Genomic DNA, 14,726 nt, shown 5'->3' on the forward strand with positions numbered 1-14,726 from the left:
GGGGATCTCTTCCAGACAGGAAGCCTCGGGGGTTAATCATGGCCCGCATCATCTTCCTCACCCATCCGGAGGTCGTCATCGACCCGGCCGTGCCCGTGCCCGATTGGCCTCTCAGCGAGACCGGATTGCGGCGCATGGAAGCGTTCGCCCGAACCCTCGAAGGGTCCGGCGTCACGGCGGTCCATGCCAGCCGGGAGCGCAAGGCCCTCGACGGGGCCGAGATCGTGGCCGGGCATCTCGGCTTAGCCTTACGGGCCGAGCATGACCTCGGCGAGAACGACCGCTCCGCCACGGGCTATATCGCGCCCCCGGAATTCTGGGCGGTCGTGAAGGAGTTCTTCGGGCGGCCGCACGAGAGCGTCCGGGGCTGGGAGCGCGCCGTGGACGCGCAGGCCAGGATCGTGGCGGCGGTGGGCCGCGTCGCCCGGGAGGAGCCGACGGGGGGCGACATCCTGATCGTGTCCCATGGCGGCGTGGGCTGCCTGCTGACCGCCCACCTCCAGGGCGTCCCCATCGGCCGGGAGGACCGGCCGAGCCATCCGGGCGGAGGCTGCCACATCGTCCTCGATCGGGACACGCTGGCGCTGCTGGCCCCGTGGCGCACGGTGGAGCAGGGACTCGGGCCCGGGGTAAACCCTTGAAACCGCCCCCGCGGGCGTCAGACTCAAGGCATTCGCCACCTGTCCGGTGGCCGTACGAGACCCTGTCATGAGACCCCTGAACGAAACCGAACGCGCCGAGCTTCTGCCCGCCCTGGACGGCTGGGCGCTGCTTCCGGACCGCGACGCGATCCGCAAAACCTACGTCTTCTCCGACTTCACCGCCGCCTTCGGGTGGATGACCCGCGTGGCTCTCGTGGCCGAGAAGATGAACCACCATCCCGAATGGTCCAACGTCTACCGGACCGTGGACGTGACGCTGTCGACCCACGACGCCCATGGGCTGACCCGCCGGGACATCGAGCTCGCCCAGCGCATGGATGGGTTCGCGGCGGGCCTCACCAAGTCATGAGCGGCCAAGGCACGGGGAGCGGGGCCGTCCGAACGGGCGGCTGCGCCTGCGGCCAGCTCACCTTCGAGGCCCGAGGCGAGCCGAAGCGCGTGGGCCTGTGCCATTGCATGACCTGCCGAAAGATCAGCGGCAGCGCGTTCAATGCCTATGTGATCTATCCGGCCGACCGGGTGGCGATCAGCGGCGAGCGGCGGGGCTGGTCCGACACGCCCGCCACGGAACGCTTCTCCTGCGTGGTCTGCGGCTCGCCGGTCTTCGACCGGGACGCGGCGGACGAGGTCGAGCTCCTGCTGGGCGCCTTCGACGCCCCGAACCTGTTCGCGCCCACCTACGAGTGCTGGACCCGGCGGCGGGAGACCTGGCTCGAGCTCCATGACCTGAGGAGCTTTCCCGAGAACCGGGAGGCGTGAGACTGGGGCCATGCCACAGATTCGTCGCGCTTGCGCCGTTTGGTAACGGGCACGAAAGGGCGTCCCGGCCGTTGAACCGGGTGCCCAGGCACGGACGCAACGAGCAGGACCAGATGAGCGACGGTTTCACGAAACCCTTCACCAAGGCCGAGATGGACGCCATGCGCCGGGAAGGCGGCGGTCCGGCGGACGGGACGTCCGGGCGGGACCGGACGGGACCCGAGACCATCGGGGACGAGGCCGCGATCAAGCGCAGTTTCTGGGCCAAGCTCCGACGGGTGGGCGGGCGCATCCCCTTCGCGGAGGATCTCGTGGCGGCCTTCTACTGCGCCACCGACCCGGCCACCCCCAACCGGGTCCGCTTCATCCTCATGGGCGCCATCGCGTATTTCGTGCTCCCCACCGATGCGGTGGCGGATTTCCTGCCTCTCCTGGGCTTCGCCGACGACGCGGCGGTGCTCGCCACCGCCGTCACCCAGGTGGCGGGCTCAATCACGGAGACGCACCGCGCCAAGGCGCGCGAGGCGCTGCTGCAGGATGCGCCCCAGGACAGCCGCGCTTAACCTAAAGGAAACTTGGTTACACTATAGCAACGCAACCGCCGTCTGTGAGAAAACTCACAGATCAAACCTGACGCTTCGACTAAAGCGACGCAGGATTGCTATTCCAAATGTAATTGCAAGACTAGCAAAGCTTCGGTACGGAATGACAATCCTTCCGCGCGATAGATTTCGTCTGTCGCCAGGGTCTTTAGCACGAGGTTTCATGCGATGGGCGTTCGGAGAAGCGGCGACAATTACGCCGGCGACGGCAAGGCCAATGTCATCAACGGCAACGGCCGCCCCAACGCCATCGACGGCGGAGGCGGCAACGACAGCATCACGGGCGGTCGCGGCGACGACCTGCTCGGCGGCAACAGGGGCCACGACACGATCTATGGCGGCGCCGGCAACGACATCATAGACGGCGGCCGGGGCAACGACCTGATCGTCGGCGGCGCCGGCAATGACATCCTGGTGGGTGGCCGCGGTCAGGACATCCTGACCGGCGGACGGGGCCAGGACGTGTTCGCCTTCGAGTCCAAGTTGGGGCCCGCGAATGTTGACGTGATCACGGATTTCAACGCCAAGGACGACACGATCCTGTTGTCTCACGCCATCTTCGGCAAGATCGCTGGGCTCGGCGACCTGGCCAAGAACGCCTTCGTGACAGGCCCCCAGGCCCTCGATAAGCACGACCGCATCGTCTACGACCCGACCACCGGTGCCCTGTCCTACGATCCGGACGGGAGCGGCGCCAAAGCGGCGGTGCAGTTCGCCCAGCTGAACCCCAATACGAAGCTGACCCACAAGGACTTCCTGATCCTGTAAAACCGACGGGTCCGATGAGTTCACAAGGCCGCCTCCGGCGGCCTTTTTTCGTGGCCCTGCCTGTCCGGCCGCACCCGGCCATACCGCCAAGCTGTGCGCCGCAACACGCCCTGGCAGGAAAATCCTGCTAAGTCTGGCATATAACGTTTCGAAAAGACTTGCCCTTACGGCAAGATCCGGCTACCCGGCGCACGTTATTCCATCGCCAGACTTCGACCCAGGGGCAGAACCAGCATGGCCAAGATCAACATCCCGGTGACACCGGCTTTCCCGACCAATCCCGACGAGATCATGAAGGCCGTCAACAGCCCCGGCGACGACGTCATCTCGGGGGCGGTCGCCCTCTACATGGAAAGCATTCCGGTCAACATCGACCTGTCGAACCTCCTGCCCCAGAACACGGGCTTCGGCTTCGACACCTTCGCGCCCACCGTTTCGACGGTGTTCACCGGCAACGGCAACGACGTCGTCACGGGCAACGCCAACGCCAACTTCTTCGTCGCCTCGGGCGGCAACGACAGGCTCTCCGGGGGCGCGGGCAACGACGTCCTGTTCGGCGGCGAGGGCAATGACACCCTGGACGGCGGCGACGGCATCGACTTCCTGGTCCACGATTTCGGCAAGGACGTCTTCACGGGCGGCAAGGGCGCCGATTATTTCGCCTTCATCGGCAAACCCATGAAGGGCGCCCACACCGCCACGATCACGGACTTCACCGTGAAGCAGGACAAGATCCTCCTGTCCAAGGCCGTGTTCAAGAAGGCCGTCGGCACCAAGGGCGTGCTGAAGGAGAGCAATTTCTACAAGGGCGTGGGCGCCAAGGAAGGCCGGGACAAGGACGACCGCATCGTCTTCGACACCAAGAGCGGCAAACTCTATTACGACGCGGACGGCGCCGGCGGCCAGAAGGCGGAGCACTTCGCCACCCTGGCCAAGACCAAGAGCCTGGCGAACCTGTCGTACAAGGACTTCTACATCTAGGGCTCACCGTCTTGTGAACCGATCCCAGAAGGGCCGCCTGCGCGGCCCTTTTCCTTGACGGGCCACCGGTTCCCGGGGGCGAGGCACCCCACCGCATCCCCAAAGCGGCGGTCTGCGCTTAACGGGAGAGGTGAAGAGTTCTTAACCATCCCGGTCTAAAGTCCCGTCCCATGATTCTCGCATCGCCTCTCGCATCCCTCCCGCGCGGCCTGGCCGCAGGCCTCCTCTCCGCCGCCTTCGTGTTCGCCACGGGCGCGCCCGGCATGGCGCAGTCGTCGAACCAGCGGACCAACGCCAAGCCGGCACCCGCAAGGGCCGCCCCCGCCAAGCCCTCGGCGGCTCGCCCGGCGGCGGCCGGCGCGGCCGCAGGAGCGGCAGCCGCCACGGCGGCCCCGGCGGCGGGTCCCGGCGGATCGTCGCTGGTGGCCTCCTTCGGGGATTGGGGCGTCTACGCGGCCCAGAGCGGCCGGTCCAAGATCTGCTACGCGCTGAGCCAGCCCAAGGAGCGGCTGCCCAAGAACCTCAACCGCGATCCGGCCTACGTGTTCGTGTCGTTTCGCCCGGCCGAGAACGTCCGCAACGAGGTCGCCCTCGTGATGGGCTTCGCCACCAAGGAGAACGGCCCGTCCGAGGCCGCCATCGGCAGCACCTCCTACGCGCTCCTCACCAAGGCCTCCAACGCCTGGCTGAAGAACCCCGCCGAGGAAGGCCAGGCCATCGCGACCATGTCCCGGGGCTCGAGCCTCGTGGTCAAGGCCCAGTCGGCCCGGGGCAACTCGCTCACCGACCGCTACTCGCTCAGCGGCTTCGGGGCGGCCCTCGAGCGCGCCCGCAAGGAATGCTCGTAAAAACCTCACGATTCCGACGCAATCGTGTTATAGGGACGCGCAAATCCCAATCAGAGAGAGCGTGACCCCCATGGCGACGGTGCTCGACATCGCCAAACACAATGCCAATGCGGCCCCTGTCGCCGTGACCGAGGCGGCGCGCCTGGCCGGCATCGAGAAGACGGCGGAGATGTCCGTTTCGGCCGGCAAGGTGCCGGGCCACGTGTCCCTGGTGGGTCTGACGCGGGACGAGCTGAAGGACAAGCTCCTGGCCATCGGCGTCGCCGAGCGCGAGGCCAGGATGCGCGTGGCCCAGCTCTGGCACTGGATCTATTTCCGGGGCGCGCAGGGCTTCGACGAGATGACCAATGTGGGCAAGAGCCTGCGTGCCTCCCTGTCCGAGGCCTATACGCTGTCCCGCCCCGAGGTGGTGTCCGAGCAGGTGTCCAAGGACGGCACCCGCAAGTGGCTGATCCGCATGCCCTCCACCGGCCCCCTCGATAAAGGCGCCGAGATCGAGTGCGTGTACATCCCCGAGACCGACCGCGGCACGCTCTGCGTGTCGAGCCAGGTTGGCTGCACGCTGACCTGCTCGTTCTGCCACACCGGCACCCAGCGCCTCGTGCGCAATCTGACCTCCGCCGAGATCGTGGCCCAGCTCGTGGTGGCCCGCGACCGCCTCGGCGACTGGCCCGACGCCACCCCGCCGGAGGGCGCCTTCGTGCCGAACGACGGCTCCCGCTTCGTGTCGAACATCGTGTTCATGGGCATGGGCGAGCCCCTCTACAACATCGGCGATGTGGTCAACGCCATCGACGTCATGTCCGACGGCGAGGGCCTGACCCTGTCGCGCCGCCGCATCACGGTCTCGACCTCCGGCGTCGTGCCGCAGATGGAGCGCCTGGGCGCCGAGGCCAACACCATGCTGGCCATCTCGCTCCACGCGGTGCGGGACGAGTTGCGCGACGAGCTCGTGCCCATCAACCGCAAATACGACATCAAGCAGCTGCTCGATGCCTGCCGGGCCTACCCAGGCCTGTCGAATGCCCGCCGCATCACCTTCGAATACGTGATGCTGAAGGGCGTGAACGATTCCGACGCCGACGCCCGCGAGCTGGTGCGGCTGCTCAAGGGCATCCCGGCCAAGATCAACCTGATCCCGTTCAACCCCTGGCCGGGCTCGAAATACGAGTGCTCGGACTGGGAGCGCATCGAGCGCTTCTCGGAGATCGTCTACCGGGCCGGCTACGCCTCCCCGGTCCGCACCCCGCGCGGCCGCGACATTCTCGCTGCCTGCGGCCAGCTCAAGAGCGAGACCGAAAAGCTGCGCGCCCGCGCCCGCATGATGGCCGAGCAGGGCATCGGGGCGGAAGGGGTGTATGCGGTGGGGACGGGAGAGTAAGCTTTTCTTCGCTCCCATTCAGCCTTGCAATAACTGACTATCGATATACTATATCGTTTATTATTGGCTTGAGCAGGGCTCTGGACTTACATGAATGATTGGCCGTGTCGGCTTCCCTGGATCAAGCATGCCGGGAACGAGCGGCTCCGACCACACTATCGAGGGGCTTCAACCCATAGACTCCATGACGGTCCCTGGCAGACCGTCATGTGGCTGGATGAACGGCCTATAGCTGCACGCGTATTCCCATGACAGCCAGCGCTGGGCTCCGCCATATCATCGGAGTTCTTGTCGTCACCGCGACAGCCCCCTTGGTCACGATGTTCCTTATTGCAGCGGTAGGATTATGCCGTGGCCTGTTGAATGGCCATGTTGATCTTGCTTATCTTCTAAGGCTGATACCAGGCCTTCTGATCGGCAACTATATCATCCTCAAGATCTTAGGCCCTCCGCTTCTTGTAGGGTCTACCCTCGTTGCTGGGATCATCTACGCAACAGGTCTACGAACTTGGTATGCGAGCTCGATCGGCGGAGCATGCTTCGGCGGATGCTTCGTTCTTTTGAGCATGAGAATCCCATCCGAGGAACACCGGTTGATCTTCGCGGTCGAATCCGCATCGATTTTTCTTCCTGCCGGCGCCATCTGCGGCTGGATCTACTGGCGCATCGCCGTCGCTGGCTCCAAGCCTGAGCCCGTGCCATAACCGGCGGATGCTCCTGCGCTGGCTCATCCTCATCCCGCTTGCCCTCTTTCTCGCGATCAGCGCGAGCAGCGTCTTTCTCTTCGTCGCGTCCGTGGCCGATCCGGTGATGGCGGACCTGATGGGCAACACGGTGTTCGTCGGCTTCTGGTCGCTCCTCGACGCGATCTTCGAATCGGACGATCCCGGATTCCTGATGGCCCAGACCCTGGGCGACGTGAGCCGGGTGCTGTTCACCTTCCTGGTCCTGCCGCTCCTGCTCGTCGCCCTCGTGAGCGAGGTGACGCGGGCCCGGAGCCTGCTCTGGATGGCGGGCGCCACGGGCGTGCTCACCGCCGCCGTGCCGTGGATCCTGCGCGGCTCGCCCCGCATGACCTCGCCCACGGAGTTGCATATCAGCGTGGTGCTGGGGCTCACCGGCGCCGTGGCGGGCCTCGTCTATTGGGCGGTCGCGGGGCGCCCGCCCGCCCCACCCCCGGCGCCGCTTCCCCCGGCTCCGCCCCGCGCATGACCCGCGCCCACCTCACGCAAGCCCAGGCCCGGCGCATCGCCCTGGCGGCGCAAGGCCTGCACGAGCCGAGGCCCGAGCGGGTCACGGCCCGGCACCTCGCCCGCGCGCTCTCGCGCTCGCACCTGCTCCAGATCGATTCGGTGAACGTGCTGGTGCGGGCCCATTACATGCCCCTGTTCTCCCGGCTGGGCGCCTACGACCAGGGCCTGCTGGAGCGGATCGGCTATCATCGGACAAAGCGCATCGCCTTCGAGTATTGGGGCCACGAGGCCTCCCTCATCCATCTCGACCTGCACCCGCTCTTCCGCTGGCGCATGGCCCGGGCCGCGCGGGGCGAGGGCATCTATGGCGGGCTCGCCCGGTTCGGACATGAGCGGAAGGACTTCATCGACCGGGTCCGGGAGGAGATCCGGGCGCGGGGCCCCATCGGGGCGGGCGAACTGACCGACGGCGGCAAGTCCCAGAGCGCCTGGTGGGGCTGGAGCGACGGCAAGCGGGCGCTCGAATGGCTGTTCTGGGCCGGCGAGGTGACGACGCTGACCCGGCGCGGCTTCGAGCGGATCTACGACCTCACCGAGCGGGTCCTGCCCGATGCGGTGCTGAACGCACCCACGCCTTCCGACGAGGAGGCGCAGCGCGAATTGCTGCGCCATTCCGTCCGGGCGCTCGGGGTCGCCAGCGAGCGCTGCCTGCGCGATTACTTTCGCCTGGAGGCCGCGGACGCGAAAGCGCGCATTCCCGAGCTCGTCGAGGCGGGCGACCTCGTGCCCGCCACCGTGGAGGGCTGGGGGCCGGTCTATCTCGACCCAGCGGCCCGGATGCCGCGCAAGGTCGGGGCCCGCGCCCTGGTGTCGCCCTTCGACCCGGTCGTCTGGGAGCGCACCCGCACGGAAAAGCTGTTCGATTTCCGCTACCGCATCGAAATCTACACCCCGGCCGAGAAGCGCGAGTTCGGCTATTACTGCCTGCCCTTCGTCCTGGGCGAGGCCATCGTGGCGCGTCTCGACCTCAAGGCCGACCGGGCCTCACGCCGCCTGATCGTGCACGCGATCCATCTCGAACACCACGCCGCTCCCGATACCGTCGCGGGACCGCTGGGCGAGGAGCTGCGCCTGATGGCGGGTTGGCTGGGGCTGACCGACATCGCCGCCCCGTCCGAATGGGCAGGGCGGCTCGGCGTCTGAAACCGTCAGAGCGGCGGAGGCGGCCGCGACCACCAATCCTCCTGCCGTGTCCGGCGCGCATCCGGCAGGCGAGAATGGGGCAGGCGCGCATCCTCGCGCAGCCGGTCGCTCAGCCAGCGCGGATCGGCGAGGCGCCCGAAGGTGGGTCGAGTCTTGAGACCGAACGTCCGCAGGATGGAGTGCAGAAGCGACGGCAGGCGCGCGGCCAAAGGGCCGCGCGGGCGATCGGGAAGGGAGGTCATGAAAATCTCGCAGGTCGGGCCTCGCCGCGCGAGGGCGCGGCTCTAGGCCAAGGGGCCAAGCAACGGACGAAACGTGTTCGTCACCACATTCGCTGTTTGGGACAGACCTGGAGAAAACCGGGAAAGGCGGAGGAGACGGCCAGCCGATTCACGCGCGTGGTCGGCCCTGCAGCGATGGACTGCAGGGCGAACACATAGGCTCGTGAGGGTCTCGGCCGTTCGAGGGTCACGGGAAGCTCGCTGCGCTAGGGCACACAAGGGTGAAACGCCGTGACCGTAACTCGGTTTCAAGGATCGGGCAAGCGCGTAAGCCCCGCCCGATTCGTTGAGCGGTGGGCTATTGCGACAGCGTGAAGGTCATCGTGATCTCGGCGTTGAGCACCTTCGAGATCGGGCAGTTCTTCTCGGCGGTCCGCGCGAGCTCCTCGAACTTGGCGTTGTCGATGCCCGGCACCTTGGCCTGGAGCGTCAGGGCCGATTTCGACACCTTGAAACCGTCGCCATCCTTGTCCAGCGAAACCACGGATTCGGTGGCGAGTTCGGTGGGCGTGAAGCCCGCGCCCTGGAGCTGAAAAGCGAGCGCCATGGTGAAGCAGCCCGCATGCGCAGCCGCGATCAATTCCTCCGGGTTCGTGCCCTTCTCGTTCTCGAAGCGGGTCTTGAACGAATACGGCGTGGAGGACAGGACGCCGGAATCGGTGGTGAGGTGGCCGGTGCCGTCTTTGCCCGTGCCCTGCCAAACGGCCTTCGCCTTGCGGTTCATGGTGCTCTCCCTGTGTGAAGCATCGCAGGAACTAGGACAGGATGCCCGAAACTCCAGCCCCAAACCCTGGCCCGCAGGGCATGCCGGCCCGCTCGGGCCGAACCGGGAACCTGTCCGGGAGACGCGATTCCGAACATGGGTGAAGATGGGCTATGCCTCCTGTCCCGTCGCCGCCCTATTTTCCAGGGGACCGGCTTGCCGCCACGCCCTAGGCCTCCCGATGTTCCACCTGCATCCCCGCCTGCGTCCCCGCCTCGTCAGCTCCGCCCTGGCGGCGGTCCTGGTCTTCGGCGTGCTGCCGGGGGATTGGACGGTGAACACGCGGCTCTTGGCTGCCTGGGACGTGGGCGTCCTGCTCTATCTGGCGGCAACGGGCTTCATGATGATGCGGGCCACGCGGGACAACATCATGGCGCGGGCCAAGGTGGAGGACGACGGCGCCGTGGCCGTCCTGGCGATGACCCTCGCGGCGGCGTTGGCGAGTCTCGCGGCCATCGCGCTCGAGCTGCACGGCGTCCGCGACGCCCAACCCGCCCAGAGCACCCTGCGGATCGGCCTGGCGGGCCTGACCATCCTGTGCTCCTGGTTCTTCGTGCATACGATCTACGCGGTGCATTACGCCCACGAGTTCTACGGGGGCGACGGGGAGGAGCGGCGCGGTCTGAAGTTCCCGGAGGAGGAAGCACCGGTCTACGGGGAGTTTCTCTATTTTTCCTTCAACATGGGCGCGGCCGCCCAGACCTCGGACGTGACCGTCGTGTCCCGGCGCATGCGCCGCCTCGTGCTGGCCCATACGATCCTGGCCTTCCTGTTCAACACCACCATCCTGGCGCTCGCCATCAACGTGGCGGCAAGCTTGATCTGAGGGGATCGCGGGGCCTCGCGCCTACGCCCAAAGCCGGCTTGCCCGGCCATGGGGTTCCCGTAAGCTCCTGGCCTGCATCTTGCATTCTGCGAGGCCTGTCAGGAGTTCAAGAACAGCGTATGATCCGATCCTTCCTCGATGGCCTCTATCTGGCCGCAGGCTATCTGGCGGGCCTTTTCCTCATCGTCATCTTTCTTCTCATGATGGGCCTGTCCCTGGGCCGCGAGGTGGGGGTCAACATCCCGGCGGGCGACGATTTCGCCTCCTGGTGCATGGCCGCCATGGCGTTCCTCGGATTGGCCCATACCTTCCGGTCGGGCGAGATGATCCGGGTGGGGCTACTCATCGACCGCTTTCACGGCCGCACGCGCCGGGCGTTCGAACTCTTCTCCCTGGTGCTGGGCCTCGCCTTCACGGGATTCTTCGCCTGGCACGCCGTAATGCTCACCTATGACAGCTGGCGCTTCAACGACATGGCGCAGGGGGTGCTGGCGGTGCCGCTCTGGATCCCGCAGCTCGGGTACTGCACGGGCCTCGTCATCCTGTTCGTCGCCTTCGTGGACGAGTTCGTGCATGCACTGGCGGGCGGAGAACCGCGCTACGAGAAGCCGCCTCCGGCCAATGCCGAGGAAGTGGTCGAGCGCGCCATCCAGAGCGGGGTCTAGGCCATGGAACTCGTCACCATCTCGGGCCTCCTGCTCGTCCTCCTCATCGTGCTGCTGGCGGGCGGCGTGTGGATCGCCATCGCGCTCATGGCCTGCGGCTGGGTGGGCATGCAGTTCGTGGGCGGCGGCATCCCGGCGGGCTCCGTGCTCGCCACCACGATCTGGGGCAACTCCGCCTCCTGGACGCTGGCGGCGCTGCCGCTCTTCATCTGGATGGGCGAGATCCTGTTCCGCACGCGCCTGTCCGAGGAAATGTTCAAGGGATTGGCGCCCTGGCTGAACTGGTTGCCGGGCCGCCTGATGCACGTGAACGTGCTCGCCTGCGGCATCTTCGGATCCGTCTCGGGCTCGTCCGCCGCCACCTGCGCCACCGTGGCCAAGATCGCCCTGCCGGAGCTGAAGAAGCGCGGCTACGACGAGACCGTGAGCTTAGGCAGCCTCGCGGGCGCGGGCACGCTCGGCATCCTGATCCCGCCCTCCATCACCATGGTGGTCTACGCGGTCGCCGCCAACGTGTCGATCATCCAGATCTTCCTGGCGGGCTTCCTGCCGGGGCTGCTCGTGATGGCGCTCTATTCGGGCTACATCGCGCTGTGGTCGGTGCTGCATCCGGAGCGCTCCCCGCCACCCGAGCCGCGCATGACATTCGCGGAGAAGATGCGCGCCTCGGCGAACCTCATTCCGGTCTCGCTCCTCATCGCGCTCGTGTTCCTCACCCTGATGTTCGGCTGGGCGACCGCCACCGAATGCGCCGCCTGGGGCGTGCTCGGCTCGCTCGCCATCGCGTGGTGGTCGGGCTCGCTCACCTGGGAGAATTTCCGGGCCAGCGTCATGGGCACCACGCGCATCACCTGCATGATCATGCTGATCCTGGCGGGCGCGTCCTTCATGTCGACCTCGCTCGCCTATACGGGCATCCCGCTGGCGCTGGCGGGCTGGGTCGAGAGCCTGCACCTGTCGCCCTACGCGCTCATCGCCGTGCTGACGATCATGTACATCCTCCTCGGCACCGCGCTCGACGGCATCTCCATGATCGTGCTCACCACCGCGGTGGTGATCCCCATGGTGAAGGCCGCCGGTTTCGATCTCGTGTGGTTCGGCATCTTCCTGGTGCTCGTCATCGAGATGGCGGAGGTCTCGCCCCCGGTCGGCTTCAACCTGTTCGTGCTCCAGACCATGAGCGGCAAGGATTCGAACACGGTAGCGCTCGCGGCGCTCCCGTTCTTCGGCCTGCTGGTGGTGGCGGTGGCGATCATCACGATCTTTCCAGACATCGCGCTCTACCTGCCCAAGCTCGCCTTTCCCGACTAACATCCAAGAAAACCAGAGGAGAATCCACCATGAGACATCTGACCCGCGCGGCTCTCGGCGTCACCGGCGCCCTGCTGCTGTGCTTGCCCGCCATGGCGCAGACCAAGTGGAACCTGCCCGCCGCCTATCCGCAGGACAATTTCCACACCGAGAATCTGACCCAGTTCGCCAAGGACGTGGCGGAGGCCTCGGGCGGCAAGCTGCAGATCACGGTTCACGCCAACGCATCCCTGTTCAAGGCACCTGAGATCAAGCGCGCGGTGCAGACCGGCCAGGCCCAGGCCGGCGAGGTCCTGATCTCGCTCTACGAGAACGAGGACCCGATCTACGGCCTCGACGTGGTGCCGTTCCTGGCCACGTCCTTCGATCAGTCCAAGAAGCTGTGGGACGTGCAGAAGCCCGCGGTGGAAAAGAAGTTCGCAAGCCAGAACCTGATGCTGCTGTTTGCCGTGCCGTGGCCGCCGCAGGGCATCTTCGCCAAGAAGGACATCAACACGGTCGAGGACCTGAAGGGCGTGAAATGGCGCTCCTACAATCCCGGCACCGCGCGCATCGCGGAGCTGGTCGGCGCGCAGCCCGTCACCGTGCAGGCGGCGGAACTGCCGCAGGCGCTCGCCACCGGCGTGGTCAACACCTTCATGACGTCGGGCGCCACGGGCTACGACGCGAAGGTGTGGGAGTCGCTCTCCCACTTCTACGACACCCAGGCCTGGATCCCCAAGAACCTGACCTTCATCAACAAGGCCGCGTTCGACGCCCTCGACAAGCCGACGCAGGACGCCGTGTTGAAGGCCGCCCAGGCGGCGCAGGAGCGCGGCTGGAAGACCGCCCAGGAAAAGACCAACTGGTACACGGACCAGATGGCCGCCAAGGGCATGAAGATCCAGCCCCCGAGCCCGGAGCTGAAGGCGGGCCTGCAGAAGGTGGGCGAGCAGCTGACCCAGGATTGGCTGAAGAAGGCCGGGCCCGACGGGCAGGCCGTGATCGACGCCTACAAGAAGGCGGGATCGTAAGGCGCCCTACGGGCGTCATGGCCGGGCTTGACACGGCCACCCACGTGGCCACGGCCCAAGAGGCAGGCGTGTCAAGACATGGATCCCCGGCTCAGGGCCGGGGATGACGAGCGAGGGCGTGGAACGGCCTCACTCCTCCGGCCGCTCGCCCTCGATCACCCGCCGCACCACGTCGAAGCTGAAGCCCGCGCGGGCGAGGGAGGCCATGTCCTTGTCGCGGTAAGGGGCCCGCTCGCCGGGCCGATAGGGTCCGAGCTTGCGGCGCTTGGCGAAGGCGTGGGCGGCCGCCTCCTCGTCGCCCTCCTCGCCCTCCAGCGCCGCCGCGATGGCGTTGCGGTCCACGCCCTTGGCGGAGAGCTTCGCCCGGATCGCCCGGGCGGAGCCGCCCCGGCGACGCAAGGTGGCGACGCGGGCCTCCGCGTAGCGGGTGTCGTCGATGAGGCCGACCCGCAGGCTCTTGGCCACCACCTCGTCGATGGCCTCCCGGAACTCCGCCGGATCTTCCCCCCGCAGGCGGCAGCGCTTGTCCACCTTGCGGCGCAGCACCCGGCGCAGGTTCTCGGCCGAGGACGAATAGCGCTCCAGATAAGCCATGGCGGCCCGCTGGAGATAGGCGGGCGTGACCTTGCGGGGCGGCTTTCGCTCCGCAGGGGCCTTGCGCTCCTTGTCGGGCCGCTGGGGCGGCCGATCCTCGAAATCGCTCATGAGTGCTCGCCGGGCCGCTCCACCTGGCCGCCGCGCTGCAATTGCAGGGCGATGAACCAGCACAGCGACGCCCAGGCGGCGCCCACGCACCAGCCCGCCAGCACGTCGCTCGGCCAGTGGACGCCGAGATAGACGCGGCTCGACCCGACCATCAGCGTGAGAAAGATCGCCAGCCCCATGAAGAACACCTTGATGCGCCGCCGCTTGACGATGCGGGTGAGCAGCGCGCCGAGCGTCAGATACACAACGGCCGACAGCATGGCGTGGCCGCTGGGAAAGCTCGCCGTGTAGACCCGCACCGCATGGGCGACGAGGTCCGGGCGGGGGCGGTCGAACAGCATCTTCAGACCGTTCGACAAGAGAAGTCCGCCGTCCACCGTGACGAAGACCAGCACGGCCGCCGCCTTCTTGCCCGCCATGAGCAGGTAGACGATCGCCGCGAACGTCACCAGGAGCAGGATCGTGGTGCCGCCGAGCGCCGTGATGTCCCGCGCGGCCTCCTCGAGCCAGCCGGGGCCCAGGGGATCCGCCGGGTTCTGCGGGTTGCGCAGAGCCAGCATGATGGCCTGGTCCCATTCGTGGGTCTGGCCCTCCGTGACGTAATCCGCCAGTTCGATGAAGACCCAGGCGCAAACCGCCAGGGCCAGCAGGGACAGGAGCGGCCCGACCTCGTTGAGGCGGAAGCGCAGCCAAAGGGTTCGGGCGGTGGACGGAACGGGAAGATGCATGGCGCAAGAATAGGGTCTGGGGGGCCCGATGGCGAGG

General features: G+C 66.9%; 19 protein-coding genes. 15 read left to right on the top strand and 4 right to left on the bottom strand.

Annotated elements, in window-relative coordinates; translation table 11 throughout:
* Window positions 1-38: 38 nt before the first annotated feature.
* The 11 genes from ILT42_RS07270 (at window position 39) to ILT42_RS07320 (ending at window position 8,397) form a co-directional block, all read left to right on the top strand.
* Window positions 39-641, top strand: a complete 603-nt coding sequence (locus tag ILT42_RS07270) for a histidine phosphatase family protein (protein WP_204214767.1) — start codon at window positions 39-41, stop codon at window positions 639-641.
* A gap of 67 nt (window positions 642-708) precedes the next feature.
* Window positions 709-1,011, top strand: a complete 303-nt coding sequence (locus tag ILT42_RS07275) for a 4a-hydroxytetrahydrobiopterin dehydratase (protein WP_204214768.1) — start codon at window positions 709-711, stop codon at window positions 1,009-1,011.
* Window positions 1,008-1,421 (top strand): GFA family protein, encoded by a 414-nt coding sequence (locus tag ILT42_RS07280; protein ID WP_204214769.1) that lies wholly within the window; start codon window positions 1,008-1,010, stop codon window positions 1,419-1,421. The genes ILT42_RS07275 and ILT42_RS07280 overlap by 4 nt, the downstream gene beginning before the upstream one ends.
* Window positions 1,422-1,534: 113 nt before the next feature.
* Window positions 1,535-1,984, top strand: a complete 450-nt coding sequence (locus ILT42_RS07285; protein WP_204214770.1) for a YkvA family protein — start codon at window positions 1,535-1,537, stop codon at window positions 1,982-1,984.
* A 207-nt stretch (window positions 1,985-2,191) separates the two neighbouring features.
* Entirely contained in the window at window positions 2,192-2,791 is a 600-nt protein-coding gene (locus ILT42_RS07290) for a calcium-binding protein (RefSeq protein WP_204214771.1), read from the top strand.
* A 234-nt stretch (window positions 2,792-3,025) separates the two neighbouring features.
* Window positions 3,026-3,772: a calcium-binding protein gene (locus ILT42_RS07295; RefSeq protein WP_204214772.1), complete on the top strand. Its 747-nt coding sequence runs from the start codon at window positions 3,026-3,028 to the stop codon at window positions 3,770-3,772.
* Between the two features lie 170 nt (window positions 3,773-3,942).
* Window positions 3,943-4,620, top strand: a complete 678-nt coding sequence (locus tag ILT42_RS07300) for an invasion associated locus B family protein (protein WP_204214773.1) — start codon at window positions 3,943-3,945, stop codon at window positions 4,618-4,620.
* Window positions 4,621-4,789: 169 nt separating this feature from the next.
* Window positions 4,790-6,001 carry a 23S rRNA (adenine(2503)-C(2))-methyltransferase RlmN gene (gene rlmN, locus ILT42_RS07305; RefSeq protein ID WP_229428519.1) on the top strand — a complete coding sequence of 404 codons (1,212 nt, stop codon included), beginning with the start codon at window positions 4,790-4,792 and terminating at the stop codon, window positions 5,999-6,001.
* A gap of 248 nt (window positions 6,002-6,249) precedes the next feature.
* Window positions 6,250-6,705 carry a hypothetical protein gene (locus ILT42_RS07310; protein ID WP_204214775.1) on the top strand — a complete coding sequence of 152 codons (456 nt, stop codon included), beginning with the start codon at window positions 6,250-6,252 and terminating at the stop codon, window positions 6,703-6,705.
* A gap of 7 nt (window positions 6,706-6,712) precedes the next feature.
* Window positions 6,713-7,213: a hypothetical protein gene (locus tag ILT42_RS07315; protein ID WP_204214776.1), complete on the top strand. Its 501-nt coding sequence runs from the start codon at window positions 6,713-6,715 to the stop codon at window positions 7,211-7,213.
* On the top strand, window positions 7,210-8,397 hold the full coding sequence (locus ILT42_RS07320) for a winged helix-turn-helix domain-containing protein (protein WP_204214777.1): 1,188 nt from the start codon (window positions 7,210-7,212) through the stop codon (window positions 8,395-8,397). Before ILT42_RS07315 ends, ILT42_RS07320 begins: the two co-directional genes overlap by 4 nt.
* 5 nt (window positions 8,398-8,402) lie before the next feature.
* Here ILT42_RS07320 and ILT42_RS07325 read toward each other — a convergent pair whose 3' ends face one another.
* Window positions 8,403-8,639 carry a hypothetical protein gene (locus tag ILT42_RS07325; RefSeq protein ID WP_204214778.1) on the bottom strand — a complete coding sequence of 79 codons (237 nt, stop codon included), beginning with the start codon at window positions 8,637-8,639 and terminating at the stop codon, window positions 8,403-8,405.
* A gap of 337 nt (window positions 8,640-8,976) precedes the next feature.
* Window positions 8,977-9,402: an OsmC family protein gene (locus tag ILT42_RS07330; protein ID WP_204214779.1), complete on the bottom strand. Its 426-nt coding sequence runs from the start codon at window positions 9,400-9,402 to the stop codon at window positions 8,977-8,979.
* A gap of 220 nt (window positions 9,403-9,622) precedes the next feature.
* On the opposite strand from ILT42_RS07330, the gene ILT42_RS07335 reads away from it, so the two are divergent.
* The 4 genes from ILT42_RS07335 to ILT42_RS07350 all read left to right on the top strand — a co-directional run bounded on the left by ILT42_RS07335 (window position 9,623) and on the right by ILT42_RS07350 (window position 13,256).
* Window positions 9,623-10,267 carry a DUF1345 domain-containing protein gene (locus ILT42_RS07335; protein WP_204214780.1) on the top strand — a complete coding sequence of 215 codons (645 nt, stop codon included), beginning with the start codon at window positions 9,623-9,625 and terminating at the stop codon, window positions 10,265-10,267.
* A gap of 119 nt (window positions 10,268-10,386) precedes the next feature.
* Window positions 10,387-10,932 (top strand): TRAP transporter small permease, encoded by a 546-nt coding sequence (locus ILT42_RS07340; RefSeq protein ID WP_204214781.1) that lies wholly within the window; start codon window positions 10,387-10,389, stop codon window positions 10,930-10,932.
* A 3-nt stretch (window positions 10,933-10,935) separates the two neighbouring features.
* Window positions 10,936-12,243: a TRAP transporter large permease gene (locus ILT42_RS07345; protein WP_204214782.1), complete on the top strand. Its 1,308-nt coding sequence runs from the start codon at window positions 10,936-10,938 to the stop codon at window positions 12,241-12,243.
* A 29-nt stretch (window positions 12,244-12,272) separates the two neighbouring features.
* Entirely contained in the window at window positions 12,273-13,256 is a 984-nt protein-coding gene (locus ILT42_RS07350) for a TRAP transporter substrate-binding protein (protein WP_204214783.1), read from the top strand.
* Between the two features lie 129 nt (window positions 13,257-13,385).
* Here ILT42_RS07350 and ILT42_RS07355 read toward each other — a convergent pair whose 3' ends face one another.
* The gene (locus ILT42_RS07355) at window positions 13,386-13,961 is read right to left on the bottom strand and encodes a regulatory protein RecX (protein WP_204214784.1); all 576 of its coding nucleotides are present in this window, start codon (window positions 13,959-13,961) and stop codon (window positions 13,386-13,388) included.
* A complete protein-coding gene (locus tag ILT42_RS07360) occupies window positions 13,958-14,689 on the bottom strand; it encodes a phosphatase PAP2 family protein (protein ID WP_204214785.1) in 732 nt (243 codons plus the stop codon). Before ILT42_RS07360 ends, ILT42_RS07355 begins: the two co-directional genes overlap by 4 nt.
* Window positions 14,690-14,726 lie beyond the last annotated feature (37 nt).

It is taken from the genome of Microvirga pudoricolor, from assembly GCF_016892705.1.
Lineage (GTDB): Bacteria > Pseudomonadota > Alphaproteobacteria > Rhizobiales > Beijerinckiaceae > Microvirga > Microvirga pudoricolor.